The following is a 26,318-nucleotide window of genomic DNA, read 5'->3' as shown; positions in this document are numbered from 1 at the left end:
AATTTTTATAAAAAATGGTTGACTGAGCGCTCGCTCATATTATAATAGAGATAAGATATTTTCTGAAAATTTTATTCTTTTGAAATTTTCATGTATAATAAAAAACAAAAAAGAAAGGGGTAAAAAAATGAGTGGTCTTCTATGGATTAACTTGATCGCGCTTATCTTTGTCATTGTTTATGCGATCAGTTTATTTGTCTATGTCATCATGACAAGAATCCAGTATATTAAGCTCGGGAAAAAATCAGAGTTTACTCTCGACTTAAAAGAAAGGGTCAACGCACTGTTAATTAATGCTTTTGGACAGCGGAAAGTATTTAAAGATAAGAAAAGCGGTATTATGCATCTTATTTTATTTTATGGGTTTTTTATTATCCAAGTAGGACTCCTCGAGTTAATTATAAAAGGGTTTATTAATGGATATGAATTTCCTCTAGGTGCTGCGCATAAATATTTCAGTCTCATCCAGGAGTGGACAACATTTTTGATGATGGTGGCAATTATCTATGCATTTTACCGTCGCTATGGCGAAAAACTAAATCGCCTACAATGGAAGCGTGATGGAAAAGCAGCATTTGTCTATATCGCTTTGTTTATCCTATCCTTTTCGATTCTTTTAGGCTTAGGTTTTGAACAAGTAATGCTAGGAATGGAGCCAAACTTTGTTTATGCACCGTTTTCTGGAATTGTTGCCGTTTTATTTGCTGGTGTTGGCGCAACTGCAGGGCAGGTTTTATTTTATGCGATGTGGTGGGTTCACATGTTGGTTGTCTTCTCATTTATGGTGTTCGTTCCGCAATCAAAGCAATTCCACGAGCTCCTTGCAATGGTCAATATTTTTGTTAAGAAAAACGGTTCAATAGGAAAACTTTCGAAAATTGATTTTGAAGACGAAGAAGCAGAATCATTCGGGGTCGGAAAAATCACCGACTATACGCAACAACAAATGATTGATTTTTACGCATGTGTTGAATGTGGACGTTGTACAAATATGTGTCCAGCAACAGGAACAGGAAAAATGTTATCGCCGATGGATTTAATTGTAAAAATGCGTGACCATCTGACGAATTATGGTGCCGCGGTCACTTCAAAGCAGCCTTGGGTACCGGCATTTGCCTTTGCGAATACAACCGGAAACCGCCTTGCACTTGCGAGTTCAGGTAAGGGTGCTGAAGAAGCAGCTGTCGGTCTTGCTTATGAACCAAGTCTAATTGGCGAAGTTATTACTGAAGAAGAAATTTGGGCTTGTACAACATGCCGAAACTGTGAAGACCAATGTCCAGTAATGAACGAGCATGTTGAAAAGATTATAGATTTGCGTCGTTATCTCGTTCTGACAGAAGGGAAAATGGATCCTGATGCTCAGCGTGCGATGACGAATATCGAGCGTCAAGGAAACCCATGGGGCTTGAATCGTAAAGAGAAGGAAAACTGGCGTACACTTCGTGAAGATGTTGTCATCCCGACGGTAAAAGAAGTGAAAAAAGCAGGCGACGAATTTGAATACTTATTCTGGGTCGGCTCAATGGGATCATTCGACAACAGAAGTCAGAAGATTGCGTTAAGTTTTGCGAAATTATTAAATGAGGCCGGCGTGAAGTTTGCGATTTTAGGAAATAAAGAAAAGAACTCCGGCGATACACCGAGACGACTTGGAAATGAGTTCCTCTTCCAAGAGTTAGCAACAAATAATATTGCCGAGTTTGAGAAAAACGATGTCAAGAAAATCATCACGATTGATCCGCATGCATATAACATCTTTAAAAATGAGTACCCTGATTTTGGCTTTGAAGCGGAAGTTTATCATCATACGGAATTGTTAGCGGAGCTTGTCAAAGAAGGAAAGCTTGTTCCGAAAAATTCCATCGATGAAACGATCGCCTTCCATGATTCTTGTTATCTCGGCCGTTACAACGAAGTATTTGACGCGCCGCGCGATATCATTAAAGCAATTCCTGGTGTTCAATTGAAGGAATTGGAGCGTAATCGTGAGGAAGCGATGTGCTGTGGGGCCGGCGGTGGCTTGATGTGGATGGAAGATGATACTGGACATCGTATCAATGTCGCTCGAACAGAGCAGGCACTTGCCGTTAATCCGACCGTGATTTCAGCAGGCTGTCCGTATTGCTTAACGATGCTTTCTGATGGAACAAAGGCAAAAGAAGTGGAAGATACTGTAAGTACGTATGATGTAGCAGAATTGCTTGAAAAATCGATCTTCGGTGAGGGCGAAAAGGTCGTATCTTAAGTTCCACACAATTAAAATTTAATCATATCTGGCTAGACAGCAAAAACGTGTTTCCGCGAAGGGTGATTCTTTGCGGAAACATGGATCTTTTTTAAAAGGGAAATGGGAATTGATGCGCGCTGATGTCGAGCGAGCGTTCAGTCGACAACGAAAAAGGGGGAAGGAAGATGGCAAAAACAGTTATTTTAGCAGGAGCGAGAACAGCTTTCGGAAAATTAGGAGGTGGCTTAAGTGGCTTTACTGCATCAGAATTAGGCGGTTTTGCTATTAAAGCGGCGTTGGAGCGAGCAAATATAGCACCTACCGACATCGGAGAAGTCATTCTTGGAAATGTTCTTCAAGGAGGACAAGGTCAGCTTCCATCGCGACAAGCATCGAGAAACGCTGGCATTCCGTGGGAAGTTCGCACAGAACTTATCAATAAAGTATGTGCTTCAGGAATGCGGAGCGTTACCCTCGGGGATGTGCTCATCCGCTCAGGCGAGGAGGAAGTCATCGTTGCCGGAGGAATGGAATCAATGAGCAATGCCCCATATGCGATGCCGAAAGCACGCTGGGGATTAAAAATGGGTGATGGTCAAGTGAAAGATTTAATGATTCATGACGGGCTCACATGTTCATTTACAGGTGTTCATATGGGGACCTATGGAAATGGCGTCGCTGCTGAACTGGAAATTAGCCGTGCCGCTCAAGATGAGTGGGCATTAAGAAGCCACCAAAGAGCGTTAGAAGCGATTGAAAAAGGTGTGTTTGCAGAGGAAATCGTTCCGATTGAAGTGCCGCAGCGAAAAGGGGAACCAGTCCTTTTTGACAAAGATGAAGCGCCGCGTAAAAATACTTCATTTGAAGGCTTGCAAAAGTTAAGACCTGTGTTTGACCATGACGGCACAATTACTGCTGGCAATGCACCAGGAATCAATGATGGAGCAGCTGCACTTGTGTTGATGAGCGAAGAACGTGCTACCAAAGAAGGCAGGAAGCCAGAAGCAATCATCCTTGCCCATACAGCGATTGCGACGGAAGCGAAGGATTTCCCGAAAACACCAGGAATCGTCATTAATGAACTATTAAAAAAATCAGGTAAGACCGTTGATGAAATCGATTTATTTGAAATTAATGAAGCATTTGCAGCTGTTGCGCTTGCCAGCAAGCAAATTGCCGGGCTCGACCCAGAAAAAATCAATGTAAATGGTGGAGCAGTAGCGCTTGGCCATCCGATTGGCGCGAGTGGTGCACGAATTATTTTAACGTTAATGAATGAGTTAAAGCGCCGTGGAGGTGGCATTGGGATTGCTGCGATTTGTTCCGGCGGTGGTCAAGGCGATGCAATCATGATCGAAGTTAAATCATAAACGAGAGTCATAGATAGGGGGAGCAACATGGACGTACAACAAATTATGGTAATAGGTGCTGGACAGATGGGATCAGGGATTGCTCAAGTATGTGCGGCAGCTGGGTATAAAGTAATTTTGAATGACTTGAAGGCCGAGTTTGTCGAACGTGGTCTCGGAGGAATCAAGAAAAATTTATTGCGCCAAGTTGAAAAGGGACGGCTAACAGCAAAGCAGGTACAAGAGATCAGTGACCGGTTAACGGCCTCAACGAATATCGATGATGCTAAAACAGTTGATCTCGTCATTGAAGCTGCAGTTGAAAACATGGAAATTAAAGCGGCGATTTTTGCCCAACTTGATGAAATTACCCCAGCACATGCGATTTTAGCAACGAATACATCTTCGTTGCCGATTACAGAAATTGCTGCGGCGACGAAACGCCCAGAACGAGTGATTGGCATGCATTTTATGAATCCGGTGCCTGTGATGAAGCTCGTCGAAATCATCCGTGGACTTGCGACAATCGATGAGGTGTACAAAACAGTTGAAGACGTAACGAAAACGATTGGCAAGGTGCCAGTGGAAGTGAATGATGCTCCAGGATTTGTCTCAAACCGGATTTTAGTGCCGATGATCAATGAAGCAATCTTTGTTTTAAATGAAGGGATTGCGACAAAGGAAGCAATCGATGAGGTAATGAAGCTAGGAATGAACCATCCGATGGGTCCACTGAAGCTAGCCGACTTAATCGGTTTAGATACTTGTCTTTTTGTATTGGAAACGCTTTACGAAGGGTATGGTGACCCGAAATATCGTCCTTGTCCATTATTAAGGAAATATGTAAAAGCTGGCTACCTTGGACGCAAAACGGGTCGCGGTTTCTATCAATACGAATAACAGCATTATGCAAAGAAACATACAAATTGCTGCAAGAATTACGCAAAGGAAAATAAAAATTGTTGCAAGAATTACGCAAAGAAAAATACCAATTGTTGCAAGAATCTCGCAAAGAAAAATACAAATCACAGCATGAGCTCGCAAAGAAAAAAGCCAAGCACAGCATGAATCTAGCAAAAGAAAGAATCCGAATAACAGCATGAATTCGGCAATGAAAATATACGAATAAAAGCATGAATTCGGAAAAAAATTAGAAAATAGTGGGGGAATTGAGATGAATTTTAAATTAACTGAAGAACATGAAATGATTCGTAAAATGGTCCGCGATTTTGCTAACAATGAGGTTGCACCATCTGCTGCTGTACGTGATGAGGAGGAAACCTTTGACCGCGGTATTTTCGATAAAATGGCGGAGCTTGGCCTTACAGGTATTCCGTGGCCGGAGGAGTATGGCGGAATTGGCAGCGATTATTTAGCGTACTGTATTACCATTGAAGAGCTTTCGCGTGTCTGTGCATCTACAGGCGTGACATTATCCGCACATACATCGTTGGCAGGTTGGCCAATTTTCAAATTCGGTACAGAAGAGCAGAAACAGAAGTATTTAAGACCAATGGCTCAAGGTGAGATTATTGGAGCTTACGGTTTAACGGAACCTGGAAGCGGTTCTGATGCTGGCGGCATGAAAACAACGGCCAAACTAGTTGGCGACGAGTATATCCTTAATGGGGCGAAAATTTTCATCACCAATGGCGGTGAAGCAGGCATTTATATCGTGTTTGCGGTCGCAGAAGAAGGAACGACAGCGTTTATCGTTGAAAGTGAGTTCCCAGGCTTTTCTGTAGGGAAGAAAGAAAAGAAAATGGGAATTCGTTCGTCACCGACGACGGAACTTATTTTCGAAGATTGCCGTGTTCCGAAAGAAAATGTTCTTGGACAAGTGGGCGAGGGTTTTAAAGTAGCGATGATGACGCTTGATGGCGGTCGAAATGGAATTGCCGCACAAGCTGTCGGAATTGCCCAAGGTGCTTTAGATTCAGCTGTCGAATATGCGAAAGGACGCATCCAGTTTGGGAAGCCGATTGCCAAACAACAGGGGGTTAGTTTTAAACTAGCAGATATGGCAACACAAGTAGAAGCTGCAAGACTATTAACCTATCAGGCTGCATGGCTAGAATCGGTTGGACTGCCTTACGGAAAAGAGTCGGCGATGTCTAAGTTATTTGCTGGAGATACAGCGATGAAGGTGACAACTGAAGCGGTTCAAGTGTTTGGCGGCTATGGTTATACGAAGGAATATCCAGTTGAGCGTTTCATGCGTGATGCAAAAATCACCCAAATTTATGAAGGAACACAGGAAATCCAGCGTCTTGTCATCTCAAGAATGTTAACGACTTAAATCATATAAGGGGGATCAAATAGCATGAAACGGGAGGTGTACGCCTCGGTAAAAGATGAGCGCCTAATTAAAAAAAGACGTGATCAAATGATAAAAGGGGCGGTGAACCTTTTTAAGGAAAAAGGATTTCATCGCACGACGACAAGGGAAATTGCCAGTGCTTCAGGCTTTAGTATCGGCACACTCTACGAATATATCCGAAAAAAGGAAGACATTTTATATTTAGTTGTTGACAGGATGTATGACGAGATTCGCGATCAACTGCAAAAAGATTTAGATACGAATCAAGGAACGGTGGCAAGTCTGAAGCGAGGCATTTTCTTTTATTTCCAGCAGATGGCGGAGATGGAGGAAGAAGTCCTCGTCATGTACCAGGAAGCAAAATCGCTGACGAAGGACACGCTCCCATCTGTTTTAAATAAAGAAATCGCGATGGTCGGAATGTTTGAAGATGTGATTAAAAGTTGTGTTGACAAGGGAGAACTTCACTTAACCGAAAGTCAGATTAAGATGATTGCTCATAACATCTTTGTTCAAGGACAAATGTGGGCGTTCCGGCGCTGGGCGTTGCAAAAAGAATTTTCCCTGCAAGAGTATATCGACTTGCAAATTGACCTGCTTTTTCATGGAATGAAGCAAACGAAATAAAACTAGGCGGGACAAGGAAAAATGGCTTGTAGCAATTACAAGCCATTTTTCCATTTCTATCTTGGTAAAATAAATATATAATGAGTACGTACATACTTTTTAAACATTTAATCCTGTAGGATGTGACCGTATTGAAGTTCTTTTTTACGATTGTCGGAGCTGCAGTGACAATTGGGTTGTTTCTGTTTTTATATAAACTCCAGCTTGGAGCGATTTCGTTTCTTTTATTGGCGATCTTTTTTTTCATGTTGTCTTATCGTCTATTTAACTACGGAAAGAAGAGAAAAGATAAAAAAGAGTAAACGTATAAAACGCTGGCATAAACAGGATAAAATTGTTTATAATGAAGAATATGCTTTTCGGATTGAATGCTCGATTAAGAGTGTGAATTGATAGAAAGGAAGTGCGAGTATTGAGCCTAGACCAATATTCAAAAGAAGAACTTCAAGAAATGTCTTTCATTGAAGTTGCATTTAAACTTTTAGAAGGAAAAAAACAGGCTGTTAGCTTCAACGATTTGGTTGCTGAGATCGAAAAGACCCTCGGTTTGAATGAGGCAGAAGCAACAGAGAGAATGATTCAATTCTACACAGACTTAAACATAGATGGAAGGTTTTTAAACCTTGGTGAAAACCGCTGGGGTCTTCGTGTTTGGTATCCAGTTGACCAGGCCGAAGAGGATGTCATTACACCAGTAAAGCCTCGTAAGAAAAAGGCGAAAAAGAAAGCGGTTGAAGATGACTTCGATGACATTGAAGATCTCGAAGAAGAGGAAGTGTTCGAGGATGAGTTTGATGATGATCTCGAAGATGACGACCTCTTAGATGATGACTTTGAAGAGGAAGAAGAAGAAGAAGAAGAGTTTGATGATGATCTTATCGACGATGAGGAAGAGGAAGATCTCGATATCGACGAGGAAGATCTTGATGAAGAAGAGGAAGCCGACGACGAAGAAGAACAGTAATTTTGTTCTTTTTGAACCGTAAATTAACAGCTTGACTTTTCAAACGGTCGCCTGTAGAATCATTTTTGGGCTCCTTAAAAAGGAACGGTCATATATAAGCATAAAACGCTCCCCATACTATTGCTGTGGGGCGTTTTTTTTTGTTTTTTAGGGAAAATTTTAATAGTGAATCAAAATCCATGCTCCAAAAATTAAAATGAAATATTAGCAACTAGTACACACTACATGAAAAAGAGGGGGACCATTATGACAAAGTATATTTTTGTAACTGGCGGGGTCGTATCGTCATTAGGAAAAGGGATTACAGCTGCATCTCTTGGTCGATTATTAAAAAACAGAGGCTTAAAGGTAACGATTCAGAAATTCGATCCATATATTAATGTTGATCCTGGAACAATGAGTCCGTATCAGCACGGGGAAGTATTCGTTACGGATGATGGTGCGGAAACGGATCTCGACCTTGGTCATTATGAGCGTTTTATTGACATTAATTTAAACAAGTATTCAAACGTGACAACAGGGAAAGTGTATTCAACGGTATTGAAGAAGGAACGTCGCGGTGATTATCTTGGCGGCACGGTTCAAGTCATCCCTCATATTACAAATGAAATAAAAGATAAAGTGTTCCGCGCTGGGAAAGAAACCCATGCTGATGTTGTCATCACTGAAATCGGTGGAACAGTCGGCGATATTGAGTCATTGCCATTTTTAGAAGCGATTCGTCAAATTCGCAGTGATGTTGGCAGCACAAATGTCATGTACATTCATTGCACACTTGTGCCGTATATTAAAGCGGCCGGCGAGCTAAAAACAAAGCCAACACAGCATAGCGTAAAGGAACTTCGTAGTCTTGGGATTCAACCAAATGCAATCGTCCTCCGTACGGAAATGCCAATCTCTCAAGACATGAAAGATAAAATTGCCCTGTTCTGTGATATTAATAAAGAGGCTGTGATTGAGTGTCCTGATGCGGAGACATTATACGAAATCCCACTCGATTTACAACGTCAACACCTTGATCAAATCGTTTGCAATCACTTGCAGCTTCCATGTAAAACAGCGGATATGACAGAATGGACACAGCTTGTTGACAAAGTGAAAAATTTAAGAGAAACAACGAAGATTGCCCTAGTAGGGAAATATGTGGAACTTCAAGATGCGTATATTTCTGTCGTTGAATCGTTGCGTCATGCGGGCTATGCTTATGACAGTGATATTGATATTAAGTGGGTCAATTCTGAAGAAGTGAACGCTGAAAATGTGAGCAGCCTACTTGGCGATGCTGATGGAATTTTAGTTCCTGGCGGCTTCGGTGATCGCGGAATTGATGGAAAGCTATTCGCCATTCAATATGCGCGTGAGCAAAAGGTTCCGTTTTTCGGTATTTGCTTAGGCATGCAGCTCGCGTCAATTGAATTTGCCCAAAATGTTGCCAAATTGGCTGGTGCCCATTCAGCGGAAATCGATCCGGAGACGAAACATCCGGTGATCGACCTTTTACCAGAACAAAAAGATGTTGAGGATCTTGGTGGAACGCTTCGTCTCGGCCTTTACCCATGTAAGTTGGCAGAGGGCTCTAAAGCATATGCTGCTTATGATGATGAAGTTGTATACGAGCGTCATCGCCACCGCTACGAATTCAATAATGAGTATCGTCAGCAATTGGAGCAAAACGGATTTGTTTTCTCCGGTACAAGCCCAGATGGTCGTTTAGTCGAAATTATCGAACTTCAAGATCACCCATGGTTCGTTGCTTGTCAATTCCACCCAGAATTCAAATCAAGACCAACGCGTCCGCAACCATTGTTCCGCGACTTCGTAAAAGCTTCGCTAAACAATAAGCGATAAAAAAAGGAACGGCCGTTCAGCTTTATATGCTGAGCGGCCGTTTTGGATTTTGGATGTGTTGCGGACTAGTGAAAATGCTTGGTTAGAGCATAGTCACGCTGCTAAAAGAACAATCGAGTTTTAATCATTACTTAAAATTTGGCCGAAGAGTTTCATAGGTTTTTGGCTAGTAACGCGCTTTTTAATCCAAGTACTTAATAAAAGTAGTATGTTCTTTCCAGAAAAGGTTATTAATGTCTTTGGATGAACTTTTAACTGATTGAGCGGATCCATAGGTTTTTTGAGCGATAATGCTGGTAACGCGAGTTTTAATCCAAGTACTAGCATTAAAAACAATAAAATTTGTTGATATATTGCTAGTACTCGCAATAAAACGCTATAAAATGAGCTGTTAATCCGAGTACTGGCAATAAAAGAAGGTCAGAAGGCTGCTTTAATCCCAGTACTAGCAATAAAAAACCGCCAAAAATCGCTTTAATCCAAGTACTAGTATAAAACCAGCTCGATAATTGCGGTTAATCCTAGTACTAGCAATAAAAATTACCTATTTTAGTGCCCATTCTAACTTTTAATCCAAGACTCGTATAAAACAAACCAGGCCCAAAAACGCATTTTATCCAAGTACTCGCAATAAATTTTCTTAATCAACATTATGATTACGCGGTGAAACAAAATTGTTCTGTGGGGAAACTCTGACATGGAAAAAAATAGTGAAACGGCAGAACCGTCCCCGTGTTTCACTCATATTCCACGAGCATTTCCTCAATCGCAAATTTCATCCCGTAATAAACAAATAAGGCAGCGATTGAAGTGGGTATTCCGAAGCGTTCGCCTGTTTCTCCCGGCAGTATGCCTTTCGTTAGTTTTAAATCAATATGTACATCGGCTAGAGATTCAAGTCCATCTTCGTCAGCTTGAACAGTCGAAACAGCGACAAACGGAACTCCCATCGTGACAAGCTTTTGCCCGATAGAAACTGCGTCAGGATCATTCGCCTCGCGGGTAACAAGTAACACCCGGTCGGCAATCGTTACCTGCTCGATTTTTTCAGCATCCAACGCAATCGCTCGGTGCAAAGGTTCGGCACCATGAACAGCTTCTAAAGGAACAGCACCCATTTCTTTGTTTCCATAAACATAAATGGCTCCTTCGCCAACTGCCGCTTGTGCCATTAGCCTCGCTGCATCTTCAATCGCAAACTCCTCATGATCTTGCAATCTTTTGAACAACCCACTAAGCTGAGTTGAAAACATCTTTAACATTTCTATCGCCTCCATGAACTGATTATAGTATTGTAAAGGATAGAGGTAAAATAGACTGAAAAGAAAGTTTTTCCCATTGATGCAGGATTTTGGGAAATAAGAAGCGAACAATATAGCTTGAGGACAGAGAATGATATGTAGTTAAAAATTAATCAAACGTACTTAAGGGGGAAGCGGCATGGCAGAAAAAGTCTTAATCGTAGATGATCAATTTGGAATTCGCATCTTGCTAAACGAAGTGCTGCAAAGAGAGGGGTACGATACGTTTCAAGCAGCAAATGGCATGCAGGCTCTTGAAATTGTTGAACAACATTCACCAGACCTTGTTTTACTTGATATGAAAATCCCAGGGATGGATGGAATTGAAATTTTAAAGCGATTGAAACAAAAAGATGAAGAAATTCGCGTCATCATTATGACTGCACATGGAGAACTGGACATGATTCAAGAGGCAATGAATCTTGGGGCGTTAACCCATTTTGCGAAGCCATTCGATATTGATGATATTCGCGTAGCGGTAAAAAAGTATATAAAGGCGGATTAAATACATAAAATCAAGCCCGTTCAGCAAATCGAACGGGTTTTCAGCACAATTCAAATAATTGAAAATTATGAGAGCGTTTACCAATAATATTTTTGTAAAACAGACAAAAACCCTTCATGTATCGGTGATGTTTTGGTATGATACTTATGAATTCCAAAAGAATTCTCCATTGTTGATTCATACTTTTTACATAAACAATCAGCATAGAGGGCATCCTTTTACGGAAGTCTATCAAAACGTGAAATGATTCGATTGAAGGAGGAAAATCAATGCCTTTAGTTTCAATGACAGAAATGTTAAAAAAAGCAAATGCGGAAGGGTATGCAGTAGGACAATTTAACATCAACAACCTAGAATATACTCAAGCGATTCTGCAAGCTGCTGAAGCAGAAAAATCTCCAGTCATCCTAGGTGTCTCCGAAGGTGCTGCTCGCTATATCGGTGGGTTCAAAACGATTGTGAAAATAGTTGAAGGACTTATTGAAGACTATAAAATTACTGTTCCTGTTGCGATTCACCTTGATCATGGTTCAAGCTTTGATAAGTGTAAAGAGGCGATTGACGCTGGTTTTACATCCGTCATGATCGATGCTTCTCATGATCCTTTCGAACAAAACGTTGAAACGACGAAAAAAGTGGTTGAATATGCACATTCAAAAGGTGTATCAGTTGAAGCAGAACTTGGAACAGTTGGCGGTCAAGAAGATGACGTAATTGCAGAGGGTGTTATCTATGCAGACGTTAATGAATGTAAAGAGCTTGTAGAACGCACGGGCATTGATTGCCTAGCTCCTGCACTTGGTTCCGTTCATGGACCATACAAAGGCGAGCCAAACCTTGGCTTCAAAGAAATGGAAGAAATCAATAAAGTTGCCGGTGTACCGCTCGTTCTTCATGGTGGTACTGGAATTCCAGTTAAGGATATTCAAAAAGCGATTTCTTTCGGAACAGCGAAAATCAATGTAAATACAGAAAATCAAATTGCTTCAACGAAAACCGTTCGTGAAGTATTAGCAGCAGATCAAGAAGTATATGATCCACGTAAATTCCTCGGACCTATGCGTGAAACAATTAAACAAACAGTTATTGGCAAAATCCGCGAATTTGGTTCAAACGGAAAAGCGTAAGTAAAAGAGTAAATACAATGGAAAAAAACCGCCTCAACGATGCAGGCGGTTTTCCTACATAAAATAAAAACTGAAAATTTTGTCGAATGGAGGCGCTTTATTTATGAAAATTTTTATTGACACAGCCAATATGGAAGAAATCCGCGAAGCACATTCATTGGGAATCGTTGCTGGGGTAACAACAAATCCATCGCTCGTTGCAAAAGAAAAAAATGTAAGCTTTCATGAACGTTTAAAAGAAATTACGGAGTTAGTCCCTGGTTCTGTTTCTGCAGAGGTAATTGCGCTTGACGCCGAAGGCATGATTAAAGAAGGTCGTGAGCTTGCTGCGATTGCGCCAAACATCACTGTAAAAGTTCCAATGACACCAGATGGATTAAAAGCAGTTGCAACCTTTGCAAAAGAAGGGATTAAAACAAACGTTACCCTCATTTTCAGTGCGAATCAAGCTTTGCTTGCGGCAAGAGCTGGGGCGACATATGTTTCGCCGTTTTTAGGTAGACTGGATGATATCGGTCAAAATGGCATGGACCTAGTTTCAACGATTGCCGATATTTTTGCAATTCACGGAATTGACACAGAAATTATTGCCGCTTCGATTCGTCACCCTCAACATGTAACCGAAGCAGCCTTACAAGGAGCACATATCGCAACGATCCCATATAAGGTGATCATGCAACTCTTTAACCATCCGTTAACAGATAAAGGAATTGAAGCCTTCCTAGCTGATTGGGAAAAACGTTCCTAATTTGTTCAGACGATAAACTTTTGTATTTTTCACAACTGCGCCCACTTTTCGTGTAAACTAAGAGTGGATATATATGCTGATTGGATTATTTTTACTCATGTTGGTGAATAATGCTTGTAAGCACTTTAACAAAAGATGGGAGGTTTCTGTCTAAACGTAGTTTGGACAAGCCTAAATCTCATCATGCGAACAATTTACAGCACGGCATAGAAGGGAGTCAAAAATGGAAAAGCTTAAAATAGCAGGAGGGTATCCGTTAAAAGGGACAGTCCGAATCAGTGGAGCGAAAAACAGTGCAGTCGCACTGATTCCCGCTACGATTTTAGCTGAATCACCTGTTACGATTGAAGGGTTGCCTGATATTTCCGATGTCCATATTTTACAAGGTTTAATGGAAGAAATCGGTGGGGTTACTGAGTTTTCAGACAATCAAATGACAGTCGATCCTTCAGCCATGATTTCCATGCCTTTGCCGAATGGAAAAGTGAAAAAGCTAAGGGCCTCTTATTACCTCATGGGTGCGATGCTCGGTCGCTTTAAAAAAGCAGTGATTGGTCTGCCAGGGGGCTGTTATTTAGGCCCAAGGCCGATTGACCAGCATATTAAAGGGTTCGAAGCGCTCGGTGCGAAAGTAAGTAATGAGCAAGGAGCGATTTATCTGCGTGCAGAGGAATTGCGCGGAGCGCGAATTTACCTTGACGTTGTCAGCGTCGGCGCAACGATTAATATTATGCTCGCAGCTGTTCGTGCAAAGGGAAAAACGATTATTGAAAACGCTGCAAAAGAACCGGAAATCATTGATGTTGCGACACTTTTAACGAATATGGGCGCAAAGATTAAAGGGGCCGGAACAGATGTGATTCGGATTGAAGGCGTCGATCATCTCCACGGTTGTCGCCATACGATTATTCCTGATCGCATTGAAGCGGGAACTTTTCTGATTTTAGCCGCTGCCATTGGACAAGGGATTCTAATTGACAATGTCATCCCACTTCATCTTGAGTCACTCATCGCCAAGCTGAAAGAGATGGGCGTCCATGTTGAAACTGGAGATGATCAAGTGTTTGTTGGTGCAACCGACAAATATAAGTCAATTGATATTAAAACACTTGTCTATCCAGGATTTCCAACGGATTTGCAGCAGCCATTTACTTCACTTTTAACAAAAGCAGAAGGTTCGAGTGTTGTAACCGATACCATTTATGACGCAAGGTTTAAACATATCGATGAGCTGCGGCGTATGAATGCCAACATCAAGGTTGAGGGGAGATCGGCGATCATCAACGGTCCTGTTCAACTGCAGGGGGCAAAAGTGAAGGCGAGTGATTTACGCGCAGGTGCCGCTCTCGTCATTGCGGGGTTAATGGCCGAAGGGGTTACCGAAGTGACTGGTCTTGAGCATATTGATCGTGGCTATAGTCATTTAGTCGAAAAATTAAATGGTCTTGGTGCAACGGCATGGCGTGAAAAGTTGTCAAAAGAAGAACAAGAACAATTGAAAAATATATAAAATACAGATTCGACCATCCATGAGACGACAACAAGTAGACAAAAGGGGAGAAACTGATGGAGAGAAGTTTAACGATGGAGCTTGTCCGCGTGACCGAAGCCGCTGCCCTTGCTTCAGCCCGTTGGATGGGTCGCGGTTTGAAAGATGAAACTGACGGTGCAGCTACTTCGGCAATGAGGGATGTTTTTGATACGGTACCAATGAAAGGAACCGTTGTGATTGGTGAAGGCGAAATGGATGAAGCGCCAATGCTGTACATAGGAGAAAAGCTAGGGACGGGCTATGGACCCCGCGTTGATGTTGCGGTCGATCCTGTAGAAGGAACGGAAATTGTTGCTTCTGGGGGATGGAACGCTCTAGCTGTTGTCGGAATTGCTGACCATGGCAATCTTTTGCATGCACCGGATATGTACATGGATAAAATTGCTGTCGGACCTGAGGCCGTCGGGATGATTGATATCAATGCTTCTATACTTGACAATTTGCGGGCAGTTGCCAAGGCGAAGAATAAAGACTTAGAAGATGTCGTAGCGACGGTGCTAGAAAGAGAGCGTCATGAACACATCATTCAGCAAATTCGTGAAGCAGGAGCGCGGATTAAATTAATTGATAACGGCGATGTTGCCGGAGCCATCAATACAGCATTTGACTACACCGGTGTGGACATTTTATTCGGAGCAGGAGGCGCTCCTGAAGGCGTACTTGCTGCAATTGCGTTAAAATGTCTCGGTGGTGAAATTCAAGGAAGGCTCGTTCCGCAAAACGATGCGGAGGCGGAGCGCTGTATTAAAATGGGACTTGATGTAAACAAAGTGTTATTAATGGAAGACCTTGTCAAAGGTGATGACGCAATTTTTGCCGCAACGGGGATTACGGATGGCGAAATGTTAAAAGGTGTCCAGTTTAAAGGAAATGTGGCGACGACTCATTCAATCGTCATGCGTGCCAAGTCTGGAACGCTTCGCTTTATTGAAGGGCAGCATAGCCTGAAAAAGAAACCTCATCTCGTCATAAAATAACAAAAATACGCTCCCTTTTTACTCAAGGAATAAAAAGGGAGCATCCTACAAAAATTTTTATTGAAAAATAACAACCAAAGAGGGTACAATTAAATTGCTTTTTAAGATCTTCGAATAAACTGCTTTTCTTTCAATTCCTTCTTACATCCTTCAATGGAACTCTTTTCTTCTTTTTCCATCCATAGTACTTGGAACTCATTTACTTATTTTTTTTATGGAGGAAAACGAAATACTACGATTAAGTGTGGTGACGATATGGAAGTCAATATTTCTAGTTTAGAAAATATGAAATTAAAAGAGCTTTATGAGCTCGCCCGTGAATACAAAGTTTCTTATTATAGCAAATTGTCAAAAAAGGAACTGATTTTCGCGATTTTAAAAGCAAGAGCAGAGCAACAAGGCTATTTCTTTATGGAAGGTGTCTTGGAGATTATCCAATCAGAAGGATTTGGATTTTTGCGTCCCATAAATTACTCGCCAAGCTCTGAGGATATTTATATTTCCGCATCGCAAATTCGCCGTTTCGATTTGCGTAATGGAGATAAAGTCTCCGGAAAAGTACGACCACCAAAGGAAAATGAACGCTATTTTGGTTTGCTGCACGTAGAAGCGGTTAACGGCGATGATCCGGAAACGGCAAAGGAACGTGTTCACTTCCCAGGACTTACGCCATTGTATCCTGATCGCCAAGTGAAATTAGAAACAAAGCCAAAGCATATTTCTACCCGCATCATGGATTTGCTTGCCCCTGTCGGATTTGGGCAACGTGGGTTAATTGTTGCACCACCAAAAGCCGGGAAAACGATGCTGTTAAAAGAAATTGCTCACAGCATTACGACAAATCATCCGGAAGCTGAATTAATTGTTCTTTTAATTGATGAGCGTCCAGAAGAAGTAACTGATATTGAGCGTTCTGTAACTGGCGATGTTGTTAGCTCGACATTTGATGAAGTTCCGGAAAACCATATTAAAGTGGCAGAGCTTGTGCTTGACCGCGCGATGCGCCTCGTCGAACATAAACGTGACGTTGTTATTTTGATGGATAGTATTACTCGTCTGGCGCGTGCGTATAACTTGGTGATTCCGCCAAGCGGACGAACGCTTTCTGGGGGGATTGACCCAGCCGCTTTTCACCGTCCGAAACGATTCTTCGGTGCCGCCCGTAATATCGAGGAAGGCGGAAGCTTAACGATTCTTGCCACGGCACTCGTCGATACCGGCTCACGGATGGATGATGTCATTTATGAGGAATTTAAAGGAACAGGAAATATGGAATTGCATCTTGACCGTTCACTTGCTGAACGCCGAATCTTCCCTGCGATTGATATTCGCCGCTCGGGAACACGGAAGGAAGAGCTGATTATGCCGAAAGAACAGCTTGATATTCTTTGGGCACTTCGTAAAACGATGTCTGATTCCCCAGATTTTGTTGAAAAATTCATGCGTCGACTAAAGCAAACGAAGTCAAACGAAGAATTTTTTGCCCAGCTAACTGAGGAAATGAAAGCAGGCAATAAGCGTTAGGCAAGTTTTGACAATTGATAAAAACAAGCTTGATAAAATGAGTTCAGCTTGCTATAATAACGACAGCGTGTTTTTTTAAACAATAGCAGGCATCATGTTTATGCCTCGAGAATATAACTCTGTTTCAGCAAATGATTCAGGGCAAAAGGAGCTGAAAAGGAATGAGAGCTGGAATTCATCCAAATTACAAGACAATCAAGGTGACTTGTGCATGCGGAAACACATTCGAAACAGGTTCTGTAAAGAACGAGCTTCGCGTGGAAACATGTTCAGAATGTCATCCATTCTATACTGGACGTCAAAAATTTGCTGAAGCTGGTGGACGTGTTGACCGCTTCAACAAAAAATACAACCTTAAAAACCAGTAATATTTTTAAACTCAAAGGTAAAATTTCAAAAAACAGGCATTCTTGCCTGTTTTTTATTGGTTTATCAGGAAAATAACCTAATAATTGTGATAAACGTTTAAATGCTAGGAAGGAGCGGCCGGTTTTTATGGATGTGATGAAGCATAGCGGCTGGATTGAACTTATTTGCGGGAGCATGTTTTCCGGGAAATCTGAAGAATTGATTCGTCGAGTAAGAAGAACGCAATTTGCGAAGCAGAAAATCGCTATTTTTAAACCATTAATTGATAATCGCTATAGTGAAGAGGCTGTCGTATCTCATAACGGAACGTCTGTTATCGCCAAACCTGTGGCTGCGGCTGAGGATATTTTTAACCATATTGACGCAGACTTGGATGTGATCGCGATTGACGAGGTTCAGTTTTTTGATGAGGAAATTATTCGCGTTTCTCAGCATTTAGCAAATAGTGGACATCGCGTCATTCTCGCTGGTCTTGACCAAGACTTCCGTGGCGAGCCATTTGGACAAATGCCGATGTTGATGGCGATCGCCGAGCAAGTGACAAAACTTCAAGCAGTTTGTGCCGTCTGCGGGTCACCTGCTAGTCGAACACAACGACTGATCGACGGCAAACCGGCCGCTTATGATGATCCAATCATCCTTGTCGGCGCATCCGAATCATATGAAGCACGTTGCCGCCATCACCATGAAGTCCCACGAAACATGAAACATGGGGACGGTTCTGCTGTTTCCCTAAATTTTTCCTAAAACATGTAACATCTATGGAAAAATAGAGCCAACTGTTTTTCTCGGGTCATTATACTTTTACTATTGAAATGAATGGATAAAATCCTTTCTTGGACGGCTGTCATTCTTTGGATGGCAGTCATTTTTATGGGGTGTTAGGGTATAAATGACTTAAAAAGAGTAAAGATAATCCCATTACTAGCAATAAAGCAATAAAATTGTAAAGGTTTGTTTTTAATTTTAGTACTGGTAATTCAACAACGATCATGTTGATTTTTAAATTGCTAGTACTCGCATTACCTCTGTTTATAGATCTGTTTTAATGCTAGTACTAGGGTTATCGGGGATGATGGGTCTGTTTTAATGCTAGTACTTGGAATAAGTCCATTTTTGGCGGTTTTTTATTGCTAGTACAGGGATTAAATTGATGTTTTGACCTCATTTTAATGCTAGTACTCGGATTAACAGCTTATTTTACGCCGTTTTAATACGAGTACTAGCAATATATCAACAAAATTGACTGTTTTTAATCCGAGTACTTGGATTAAAAAACGCGTTACTAGCATTATCGTTCAAAAAGCTAGCGAGTTTCTTCAGCCAAATGTTCAAAAGTGACCTTTTTCTGAAAACTAACTGCGTTTTTACCGAGTACTCGGATTAAAAACCTCGATTGGTCATATATCGCTTGCCAGTACTTTTATTGAAAATTGAATTGGCAATGTGACTTTGACGATACCACTCAGTTATACTATAATTAAAGAGTTATGGGTTAAAATGATACTAACTGTTTTAATATACAAACATTGAGGTGAATGACTATGTTTGATCGTCTTCAAGCCGTAGAGGATCGTTATGAAAGGCTGAATGAGCTTTTAAGTGATCCTGATATCGTTAATAATCCCACAAAGCTGCGGGAATACTCGAAAGAACAATCAGATATACAAGAAACCGTACAAGTTTACCGTGAGTATAAAGATATCAAATCCCAACTTCAAGATGCGAAAGCGATGCTTGGTGAAAAACTTGATGCGGACATGCGAGAAATGGTAAAGGAAGAAGTTTCTGAACTAGAAGATAAAATGGAAGAACTCGAAGCAAAACTGAAGATATTGTTGATTCCAAAAGACCCGAATGATGATAAAAACGTCATTATGGAAATCCGTGGCGCGGCTGGTGGCGACGAAGCGGCCCTATTTGCAGGTGACCTGTATCGGATGTATAGCCGGTTTGCCGAAGCCCAAGGCTGGAAAGTTGAACTCATGGAAGCGACAACAACGGGAGTCGGCGGTTTTAAAGAAATTATTTTTATGGTCAATGGGCGTGGCGCCTATTCAAAATTTAAGTTTGAAAATGGTGCGCACCGTGTTCAGCGTGTGCCGGAAACTGAGTCTGGCGGGCGGATTCATACTTCAACGGCGACCGTTGCTTGTCTACCTGAAGCAGAAGAAGTCGAAATCCAACTGCATGATAAAGATATCCGCTTTGATACCTTTGCTTCAAGCGGTGCAGGCGGACAGAGCGTTAACACGACAATGTCAGCTGTTCGGTTAACGCATCTTCCAACGGGAATTGTTGTTTCGATTCAAGATGAGAAATCTCAGCATAAAAATAGAGACAAGGCGATGAAGGTCTTACGCGCGCGCGTCTACGATAAATTTCAGCGTGAAGCACAAGCGGAATATGACCAAGTGCGGAAATCTGCGGTTGGAACTGGCGATCGTTCAGAGCGAATCCGTACGTACAACTTCCCGCAAAACCGTGTGACCGATCACCGCATCGGTTTAACGATTCAAAAGCTCGATCAAATTCTCCAAGGGAAACTAGATGAAATCATCGATGCCTTGATTATGGAAGATCAGTCGAGTCGACTTGAGGAAGCGTCCAATGAGTAAGCTGATTTATGAAGCCCTAAACTGGGCTTCTTCTTTTTTAAAAGAAAACAAGCGGGACGAAAACGCGGGTGAGCTGTTGCTGCGCGCTGTAACAAAAATGGGCCGCGCCCAGCTGTTCGCAAATTTACGCGAAAACTTGAGCGCTGAGCAATGGTCTGCGTTTCAACAAGCGGTCGAGCGTCATTATCAAGGTGTTCCTGTCCAATATATTATCGGCAAGGAAGAGTTTTTCGATCGGACCTTTGCTGTCAACGAAGCAGTGCTCATTCCGCGTCCGGAGACTGAGGAGTTGGTGATCGGGACGCTTGAACGTTTAACGCGAATATTCGGAAGCGAGACAGAGTTTGAGTTAGCGGATATTGGCACAGGGAGCGGCGCAATTGCGGTGACATTGAAGTTGGAAAATCCAGGCTTAAAGGTGACCGCGACAGACGTTTCTAACGAGGCATTAGCAATCGCGAAGAAAAATGCCGCCAATTTGAGCGCGGAAATAGAATTTCTTCAAGGTGATTTGCTGCAGCCATTGATCGCGAGTGGGAGGAAGTTTGATGTGATTATTTCGAACCCTCCATATATCCCCGTGAGTGATGCGAGCTGGATGTCAGAAGTAGTCACCGAGCATGAACCGCATCTTGCGTTGTTTGCTGGCGAGGATGGCCTTGATTTATACCGCCGCTTTATGGAGGAGCTTCCCCTTGTTTTAAATGAAACCGCGCTTGTTGCCTTTGAAATTGGTGCAGGCCAGGGTGAAGCTGTCGCGCAAATGCTGCGGCAAACGTTCTCGAAAGCGAAGATAGAGGTTGTCAATGATCTTAATGGCAAGGACCGGATGGTGTTTGCCGAGTTAACGGGCAGATAAAAATTCTGCTCGTTTTTTAAAAATTAAGAGTTTAAGAATCTAGCAATCTGTCCACACTGTGACTAGTGAAGGGATGGTGCTAGAAAGTGAAACAGAAACGACTTGCTGAACTTTATTTAATTTTATTATGTACTGCGACCATTTTAAATTTATATATGCCAACGACAGAAGCGACATCAAATGATCCGATGGTGATTCCAAATGAAGCGATTCGCTTACGAATTCTTGCTGAAAGTGATTTAGCGAAAGACCAAGAAATTAAACGTCAAGTGAGAGATGCCGTCAATGCAGAAATTACTAGTTGGGTAGAAGCGTTGCTTTCGCTTGAAGAGGCGAGAAACGTAATTAAGGAAGGCATTCCTGAACTGCAAAAGATTGCTGAAGAGGTCGTTGCAGCGAACGGGAGCAATCAAGCGGTGAAAGCGGAATTTAGTACAGTTAAATTCCCAACGAAGCTTTATGGGCAGTTTCTTTATCCGGCCGGTGAATACGAAGCAGTGCTAATTACCCTTGGGAAAGGTTCGGGCTCAAATTGGTGGTGCGTGCTGTTTCCGCCACTATGTTTCCTTGATTTTTCGAATGGAGAAGCGACAAGTCCAGGATTTGAAGATGGACCTGAAGTAGCGGTGAATTCAGAGGAAGAAGCGCCACTTTATGAACCACAAGATGAAGAACCAGTTGAAGTAAAATTCTTCTTAGTCGACCTCTGGAACAAACTATTTGGTTAATAAAAAAACAACGCTCAGAGCTCTGAGCGTTGTTTTCATTATGTCAATTGCATCGTTGTGATACATGTGTCGTCGCCTTCAAAAGTGGAAATTTCTAATTCGGCTGCTTTTCCGTCTTGTTCAATTTTGACGGAGTACGTTTCGTCGCGCGGCAACCATAAATCGATAAATCCGTTCGCTAAAGTGGTCAATGTTTCATCAATAATGATATTGCCTTCACTGTCTTCAATCAAGACGTTAAACTGTTCTTCAACCATCTCACCTTGACAACCTGTCAAGCTATGAATTTGTCAAGGATGGGTATTGGTGATGAACGGTGCGATCGAGACAAAGAATTCATCAGCAGGCAATGCATAAATTTCTTGCGTGTCATCGCTGTTCGTAACGATCAGTTGATGCGAAGTAATGGAAGCAGTCTGGTCGGATATCTTGCCGACGCTATACTCATGGACCAATTCTTTAATGTTTTCCGTTTCGCTTTCGATTGGTGCCTTGCTTTCGTCATTTGCTCCGCAAGCGGCTAAGAAAGCAATAGCAATCAAGCTAAAAAACGCGAGGATGGCTCTTTTCACTTCATGTTCACCTACTATCTCATATTTTATTAGCAATCCTATTTTAGCACATAAGTTTTACTACTATATATAAGTTAGTTACATTTCTGTGAAAACTAAATCATTTCTCTTATTCTAGCATTTCGTAATCTGCTTGTTCTACTTTTCTCGTTTCTCCATACATATATAGTAGAATCTGAAAAAAATGGGGTGGGAAGGAAAATGGAAGAAACGATTCGTAACGCAGATCGAAAGGATATTGAAAGGCTTGAATCATTTTTAGTAGAGGCCAACTTAGACGCAAATGGGTTGGAAGATTGTATAGAATATTATTCGTTATTGGAAACAAAACAGGGGAAGTTGAAGGCGTGTATTGGCATTGAGCCGATTGACAATGTTGGGTTATTGCGCTCATTTGTTGTCTCACCGACGACGACGAAAGTCCAAGTATTACTTTTATTCGATCGTGTCATTCGGATTGCGGAAAGCAAACAGCTTTCATCACTCTATCTTGTTACAAATAAAGAAACCGCGCTGCCATTTTTTAATAAAATTGGTTTTATGAAAGTGGATAACTTCCCAGAATGCTTGCATCAAAATCTCCATTTTAAGCAAGTACTAAATGTGGATAACGCGTTTATAATGGAAATGACTGTAAAAACTGTGGATAACTCATAAGTAAGTGAAAACTGTGGATATTTTCACAAAGTTATCCACTTTTTCGTCCATACTATTCACAATTTGTGGATAAAGCCTTGTTATTCTCGAATTCTTCTTTTATACTTTCATAGAAATTAATCGAAAAATGTCGGATAAACGGGAATATATTGGGGATAAATGATTGTGATATAAAAAGGTGGACAAGTATGGAAACGAAAATGTGGAAAGTGGATAACATTGTGGATAATTTATTAACATATCCACAAATTGTCGAAGCAGCAGATTGTTTAAAGCAAAATGAAGTTGTTGCACTGCCAACAGAAACGGTGTATGGACTTGGTGGCAATGCCGAAAGCGACGAGGCGGTAGCAAAAATCTTCGAAGCGAAAGGTCGACCTGGGGATAATCCGTTGATTATTCATATTGCAAATCTTGACCAGTTGACAGATTTTGTTCAGGAAGTAACGGAATCAGCCCAGCAGCTGATGGATGCCTTTTGGCCAGGTCCATTGACGCTAATTTTAACAAAAAAGTCCGGAAAATTATCCGGTGTGGCGACTGCGGGATTATCGACGGTTGCAATCAGGATGCCGAATCATCCAATTGCGCTTGCGGTCATTGCAGCGTCCGGGCTGCCAATTGCTGCTCCGAGTGCGAATTTATCAGGTCAGCCGAGCCCGACGACTGCTGAGCATGTTTGGCATGATTTAAACGGGAGAATTGCTGGTATCATTGATGGCGGTGCGACTGGAGTGGGCGTTGAGTCAACGGTGGTTGATTGTACTGGGGAAATCCCAATAATATTACGTCCGGGCGGAATTACTCGCGAGCAGCTTGAACTGGTTGTTGGCGAAGTCGCTGCAGATCCTGCTTTAACCGATCCGAATGCGGCTCCGAAATCACCTGGAATGAAATACCGGCATTACGCACCGAACGCGCCGCTTTATTTAGTAGATGGTGAAGTTTGTGACATTCAACGGCTTGTGAATGAAAAGCGGGCAGCGGGGAAAAAGGTTGCTGTCATGACGACAGAGGAAAATCGGCTAGCGTATGACGCCGATGTTGTCCTTGCTTGTGGACGTCGGGGCGAGCTCGAAACCGTTGCCGAAGCATTGTATGATACGTTACGGACATTTAATGAGCAGGAAATCGACGTCATTTATGGCGAAGTATTTCCCGAAACTGGCGTCGGCGTTGCGATTATGAACAGACTGACGAAAGCTTCGGGCTTTCCGGTGATCGTTTTGTAGTGTTTAGTGTGGTTGAGCGAATAGAGTGTAGCAGTACTGGAGCGGAATAACGCTATTTGAGTACTGGCTAAAAGCACAGTTAATTATGTATGTTTTTTCAAGGAAAGGTCATTTATGAACATTTGGCCGAAGAGCATCTTAAGTTTTTTGAGCGATAATGCTGGTAACACGTTTTTTTATCCAAGTACTCGGATTAAAAACAGTAAATTTCGTTGATATATTGCTAGTACTCGAAATAAAACGGCGTAAAATGAGCTGTTAATCCGAGTACTGGCAATAAACGAAGGTTAAAACGCCGATATAATCCCAGTACTAGCAATAAAAAACGGCAAAAAATCGACTTAATCCAAGTACTAGTAATAAAACACGGCCCAAAATGGACTTATTCCCAGTACTAGTATTAAAACAGGCTCATAAACACGGTTTATCCCACTACTCGGATTAAACAACTTACCTCAACTAAAATCCACTACTTGATTAAACAACCTCCCCCAACTAAAATTCCACCACTCTCATCAAACCAACCTCCCCCAACTAAAATTCCACCACTCTCATTAAAACAACCCACCTGAAAATCCTCACTTCTAAACCCTCTTGGACGTGCATATGCTTGTATAGCAAGTCCAAGGGAGGCTAAAAGATGCTTGGTGGATTGATTACCCTCATTTTAATGGCTTTTGCGCTAGGAATGGACGCATTTTCAGTCGGTCTCGGCATGGGAATGTTCAAACTAACGCTGAGGCAGATTTTCAAAATAGGCATTACCATTGGTCTTTTTCATATTTGGATGCCGCTATTTGGAATGATTGCTGGCCGCTTTTTATCTGAACAATTCGGTTCGATAGCAAGTGTTCTTGGCGGGCTTTTGCTCATTCTTTTAGGGGTACAAATGATCTGGTCCAGTTTTAAAGAAGAAGAATCGACTTTCATTGAGCCAGTCGGGAAGGGCCTGATTTTCTTTGCCTTTGGGGTGAGCCTTGATAGTTTTTCCGCGGGGTTAACGCTTGGAATTTATGGAGCAAAAACCGCGCTCGTCCTTATTTGCTTTGGTGCGGTGGCAACGGTATTAACTTGGGCAGGTTTATTGCTCGGTAGAAGGATGCAAGGCTTTCTCGGAAATTACAGCGAGGCGCTCGGCGGTAGCATTTTACTTGCCTTCGGACTGAAATTCTTGCTTCCGCTTTAACAATCAGGCTCGCCAATCGGCGAGTTTTCTTTATGCTGTTAATAGAACGAAGTATAATAAAAATAGATAGGGAGGGTGTGCTGAATGGAAAGAGTTTTATTTGTTTGTACGGGAAATACTTGCCGCAGCCCGATGGCAGAGGCAATTTTAAAAGCAAAGCAGATTCCCACTGTACAGGTTAAATCAGCAGGAGTATATGCGCTTAATGGAAGCCCAGCTTCAGCAAATGCACTCAAAGTGTTGGCGGAACAAGAAATTGAATTCGAGCATCAATCGACGCAGTTATCGGTGCAAGAAGTGGACTGGGCAACGTTTGTATTAACGATGACAGAAAGCCATAAACAAGCGGTTATTACGAACTTTCCAAATGCGAATGGAAAAACATTTACTCTTAAAGAGTTCGCGGGAGAACAAGGGTATGCTGATATTTCCGATCCGTATGGCGGCAGTCTAGAAAATTACCGTGCCACTTTTGAACAAATTAGGAAGGCGATTGAAAAGTCGATTGAAAAATGGTGAAAATAAATGATATTTTCAGACGTTTGTGAGAGAATAACGATAGAATTTATTAGGGGGAACAGTGATGAAAGTTGCAATTGCGTCTGACCACGGCGGAATCAAAATCCGTGAAGAAATTAAAGCTTTAATGGAAGAATTGGGAATTGAATACGAAGATTTCGGTTGTGATTGCGAGACTTCTGTTGATTATCCTGATTATGCCTTGCCAGTTGCCGAAAAAGTGGCCGCAGGTGAGTTTGACCGCGGAATTCTTATCTGTGGGACAGGCATTGGCATGAGCATCGCCGCAAATAAAGTAAAAGGAATTCGCTGTGCGCTCGTCCACGATGTATTTAGTGCAAAATTAACGCGCCTTCATAATGACAGCAATATCATTGCGATGGGTGAGCGTGTAATCGGACCTGGGCTCGCACGTGAAATTGCTCAAGCTTGGCTAACATCCGATTTTGAAGGTGGCCGCCATGCAAACCGCATTGGCAAAATTTCGGAATACGAGAACAAATAAG

General features: G+C 42.0%; 27 protein-coding genes. 25 read left to right on the top strand and 2 right to left on the bottom strand.

Annotated elements, in window-relative coordinates:
- The first annotated feature begins 127 nt into the window (after positions 1–127).
- From GNT69_RS04610 to GNT69_RS04570, 9 genes are all read left to right on the top strand, one after another.
- Positions 128–2,248, top strand: coding sequence for a heterodisulfide reductase-related iron-sulfur binding cluster (locus tag GNT69_RS04610; protein WP_203553757.1), 2,121 nt, complete (start codon positions 128–130; stop codon positions 2,246–2,248).
- Positions 2,249–2,415: 167 nt separating this feature from the next.
- On the top strand, positions 2,416–3,600 hold the full coding sequence (locus GNT69_RS04605) for an acetyl-CoA C-acetyltransferase (protein WP_203553756.1): 1,185 nt from the start codon (positions 2,416–2,418) through the stop codon (positions 3,598–3,600).
- 27 nt (positions 3,601–3,627) lie between these two features.
- Positions 3,628–4,479 (top strand): 3-hydroxybutyryl-CoA dehydrogenase, encoded by an 852-nt coding sequence (locus GNT69_RS04600; protein ID WP_203553755.1) that lies wholly within the window; start codon positions 3,628–3,630, stop codon positions 4,477–4,479.
- Positions 4,480–4,538: 59 nt separating this feature from the next.
- Positions 4,539–4,682: a hypothetical protein gene (locus tag GNT69_RS04595; protein ID WP_203553754.1), complete on the top strand. Its 144-nt coding sequence runs from the start codon at positions 4,539–4,541 to the stop codon at positions 4,680–4,682.
- A 71-nt stretch (positions 4,683–4,753) separates the two neighbouring features.
- Positions 4,754–5,878 (top strand): acyl-CoA dehydrogenase, encoded by a 1,125-nt coding sequence (locus GNT69_RS04590; protein ID WP_203553753.1) that lies wholly within the window; start codon positions 4,754–4,756, stop codon positions 5,876–5,878.
- A gap of 24 nt (positions 5,879–5,902) precedes the next feature.
- Positions 5,903–6,526, top strand: a complete 624-nt coding sequence (locus GNT69_RS04585; RefSeq protein ID WP_203553752.1) for a TetR/AcrR family transcriptional regulator — start codon at positions 5,903–5,905, stop codon at positions 6,524–6,526.
- A gap of 131 nt (positions 6,527–6,657) precedes the next feature.
- Positions 6,658–6,828: a hypothetical protein gene (locus tag GNT69_RS04580; RefSeq protein ID WP_203553751.1), complete on the top strand. Its 171-nt coding sequence runs from the start codon at positions 6,658–6,660 to the stop codon at positions 6,826–6,828.
- A 101-nt stretch (positions 6,829–6,929) separates the two neighbouring features.
- Positions 6,930–7,490, top strand: coding sequence for a DNA-directed RNA polymerase subunit delta (gene rpoE, locus GNT69_RS04575; RefSeq protein WP_343206451.1), 561 nt, complete (start codon positions 6,930–6,932; stop codon positions 7,488–7,490).
- A gap of 246 nt (positions 7,491–7,736) precedes the next feature.
- Positions 7,737–9,338 carry a CTP synthase gene (locus GNT69_RS04570; protein WP_203553749.1) on the top strand — a complete coding sequence of 534 codons (1,602 nt, stop codon included), beginning with the start codon at positions 7,737–7,739 and terminating at the stop codon, positions 9,336–9,338.
- A gap of 737 nt (positions 9,339–10,075) precedes the next feature.
- Here the strand turns inward: GNT69_RS04570 and GNT69_RS04565 are convergent.
- A complete protein-coding gene (locus GNT69_RS04565) occupies positions 10,076–10,600 on the bottom strand; it encodes a DUF2529 domain-containing protein (RefSeq protein ID WP_203553748.1) in 525 nt (174 codons plus the stop codon).
- A gap of 178 nt (positions 10,601–10,778) precedes the next feature.
- Between GNT69_RS04565 and GNT69_RS04560 the strand changes: the two genes are divergently transcribed.
- From GNT69_RS04560 to spoIIR, 11 genes are all read left to right on the top strand, one after another.
- Positions 10,779–11,144 (top strand): response regulator, encoded by a 366-nt coding sequence (locus tag GNT69_RS04560; protein ID WP_203553747.1) that lies wholly within the window; start codon positions 10,779–10,781, stop codon positions 11,142–11,144.
- Between the two features lie 269 nt (positions 11,145–11,413).
- The gene (locus GNT69_RS04555; protein ID WP_203553746.1) at positions 11,414–12,271 is read left to right on the top strand and encodes a class II fructose-bisphosphate aldolase; all 858 of its coding nucleotides are present in this window, start codon (positions 11,414–11,416) and stop codon (positions 12,269–12,271) included.
- Positions 12,272–12,374: 103 nt separating this feature from the next.
- A complete protein-coding gene (gene fsa / locus GNT69_RS04550) occupies positions 12,375–13,019 on the top strand; it encodes a fructose-6-phosphate aldolase (protein ID WP_203553745.1) in 645 nt (214 codons plus the stop codon).
- A gap of 223 nt (positions 13,020–13,242) precedes the next feature.
- Positions 13,243–14,529, top strand: coding sequence for a UDP-N-acetylglucosamine 1-carboxyvinyltransferase (locus tag GNT69_RS04545; protein WP_203553744.1), 1,287 nt, complete (start codon positions 13,243–13,245; stop codon positions 14,527–14,529).
- 56 nt (positions 14,530–14,585) lie between these two features.
- Complete coding sequence (gene glpX / locus GNT69_RS04540) at positions 14,586–15,548, top strand: class II fructose-bisphosphatase (RefSeq protein WP_203553743.1); 963 nt, start codon at positions 14,586–14,588, stop codon at positions 15,546–15,548.
- 255 nt (positions 15,549–15,803) lie between these two features.
- Positions 15,804–17,072, top strand: coding sequence for a transcription termination factor Rho (rho, locus tag GNT69_RS04535; protein ID WP_203553742.1), 1,269 nt, complete (start codon positions 15,804–15,806; stop codon positions 17,070–17,072).
- A 161-nt stretch (positions 17,073–17,233) separates the two neighbouring features.
- A complete protein-coding gene (gene rpmE / locus GNT69_RS04530) occupies positions 17,234–17,440 on the top strand; it encodes a 50S ribosomal protein L31 (RefSeq protein WP_203553741.1) in 207 nt (68 codons plus the stop codon).
- A 127-nt stretch (positions 17,441–17,567) separates the two neighbouring features.
- Positions 17,568–18,188 (top strand): thymidine kinase, encoded by a 621-nt coding sequence (locus GNT69_RS04525; RefSeq protein ID WP_203553740.1) that lies wholly within the window; start codon positions 17,568–17,570, stop codon positions 18,186–18,188.
- A gap of 797 nt (positions 18,189–18,985) precedes the next feature.
- Positions 18,986–20,059, top strand: coding sequence for a peptide chain release factor 1 (prfA, locus tag GNT69_RS04520; protein ID WP_203553739.1), 1,074 nt, complete (start codon positions 18,986–18,988; stop codon positions 20,057–20,059).
- Positions 20,052–20,918 (top strand): peptide chain release factor N(5)-glutamine methyltransferase, encoded by an 867-nt coding sequence (prmC, locus tag GNT69_RS04515; RefSeq protein WP_203553738.1) that lies wholly within the window; start codon positions 20,052–20,054, stop codon positions 20,916–20,918. The genes prfA and prmC overlap by 8 nt, the downstream gene beginning before the upstream one ends.
- 86 nt (positions 20,919–21,004) lie before the next feature.
- On the top strand, positions 21,005–21,646 hold the full coding sequence (gene spoIIR, locus GNT69_RS04510; RefSeq protein ID WP_203553737.1) for a stage II sporulation protein R: 642 nt from the start codon (positions 21,005–21,007) through the stop codon (positions 21,644–21,646).
- Between the two features lie 38 nt (positions 21,647–21,684).
- Here the strand turns inward: spoIIR and GNT69_RS25825 are convergent, their stop codons facing one another.
- Positions 21,685–22,218: a CueP family metal-binding protein gene (locus GNT69_RS25825; protein WP_203553736.1), complete on the bottom strand. Its 534-nt coding sequence runs from the start codon at positions 22,216–22,218 to the stop codon at positions 21,685–21,687.
- Between the two features lie 201 nt (positions 22,219–22,419).
- Here GNT69_RS25825 and GNT69_RS04500 point away from each other — a divergent pair, with 201 nt between their 5' ends.
- The 5 genes from GNT69_RS04500 (at position 22,420) to rpiB (ending at position 26,317) form a co-directional block, all read left to right on the top strand.
- Positions 22,420–22,875, top strand: a complete 456-nt coding sequence (locus GNT69_RS04500; RefSeq protein ID WP_203553735.1) for a GNAT family N-acetyltransferase — start codon at positions 22,420–22,422, stop codon at positions 22,873–22,875.
- A gap of 188 nt (positions 22,876–23,063) precedes the next feature.
- The gene (locus GNT69_RS04495; RefSeq protein ID WP_203553734.1) at positions 23,064–24,107 is read left to right on the top strand and encodes an L-threonylcarbamoyladenylate synthase; all 1,044 of its coding nucleotides are present in this window, start codon (positions 23,064–23,066) and stop codon (positions 24,105–24,107) included.
- A gap of 640 nt (positions 24,108–24,747) precedes the next feature.
- The gene (locus GNT69_RS04490) at positions 24,748–25,293 is read left to right on the top strand and encodes a manganese efflux pump MntP (protein ID WP_239094008.1); all 546 of its coding nucleotides are present in this window, start codon (positions 24,748–24,750) and stop codon (positions 25,291–25,293) included.
- 84 nt (positions 25,294–25,377) lie between these two features.
- Positions 25,378–25,812, top strand: coding sequence for a low molecular weight protein arginine phosphatase (locus GNT69_RS04485; RefSeq protein ID WP_203553733.1), 435 nt, complete (start codon positions 25,378–25,380; stop codon positions 25,810–25,812).
- Between the two features lie 64 nt (positions 25,813–25,876).
- A complete protein-coding gene (gene rpiB / locus GNT69_RS04480) occupies positions 25,877–26,317 on the top strand; it encodes a ribose 5-phosphate isomerase B (protein ID WP_203553732.1) in 441 nt (146 codons plus the stop codon).
- The last annotated feature ends 1 nt before the right edge of the window (position 26,318 follow it).

This window comes from Bacillus sp. B15-48 (genome assembly GCF_016879755.1).
Taxonomy (GTDB): domain Bacteria; phylum Bacillota; class Bacilli; order Bacillales; family Cytobacillaceae; genus Mesobacillus_B.
The sequence above is the reverse complement of the archived record's forward strand: the minus strand, read 5'-3'. Positions and strand labels throughout refer to the sequence as shown.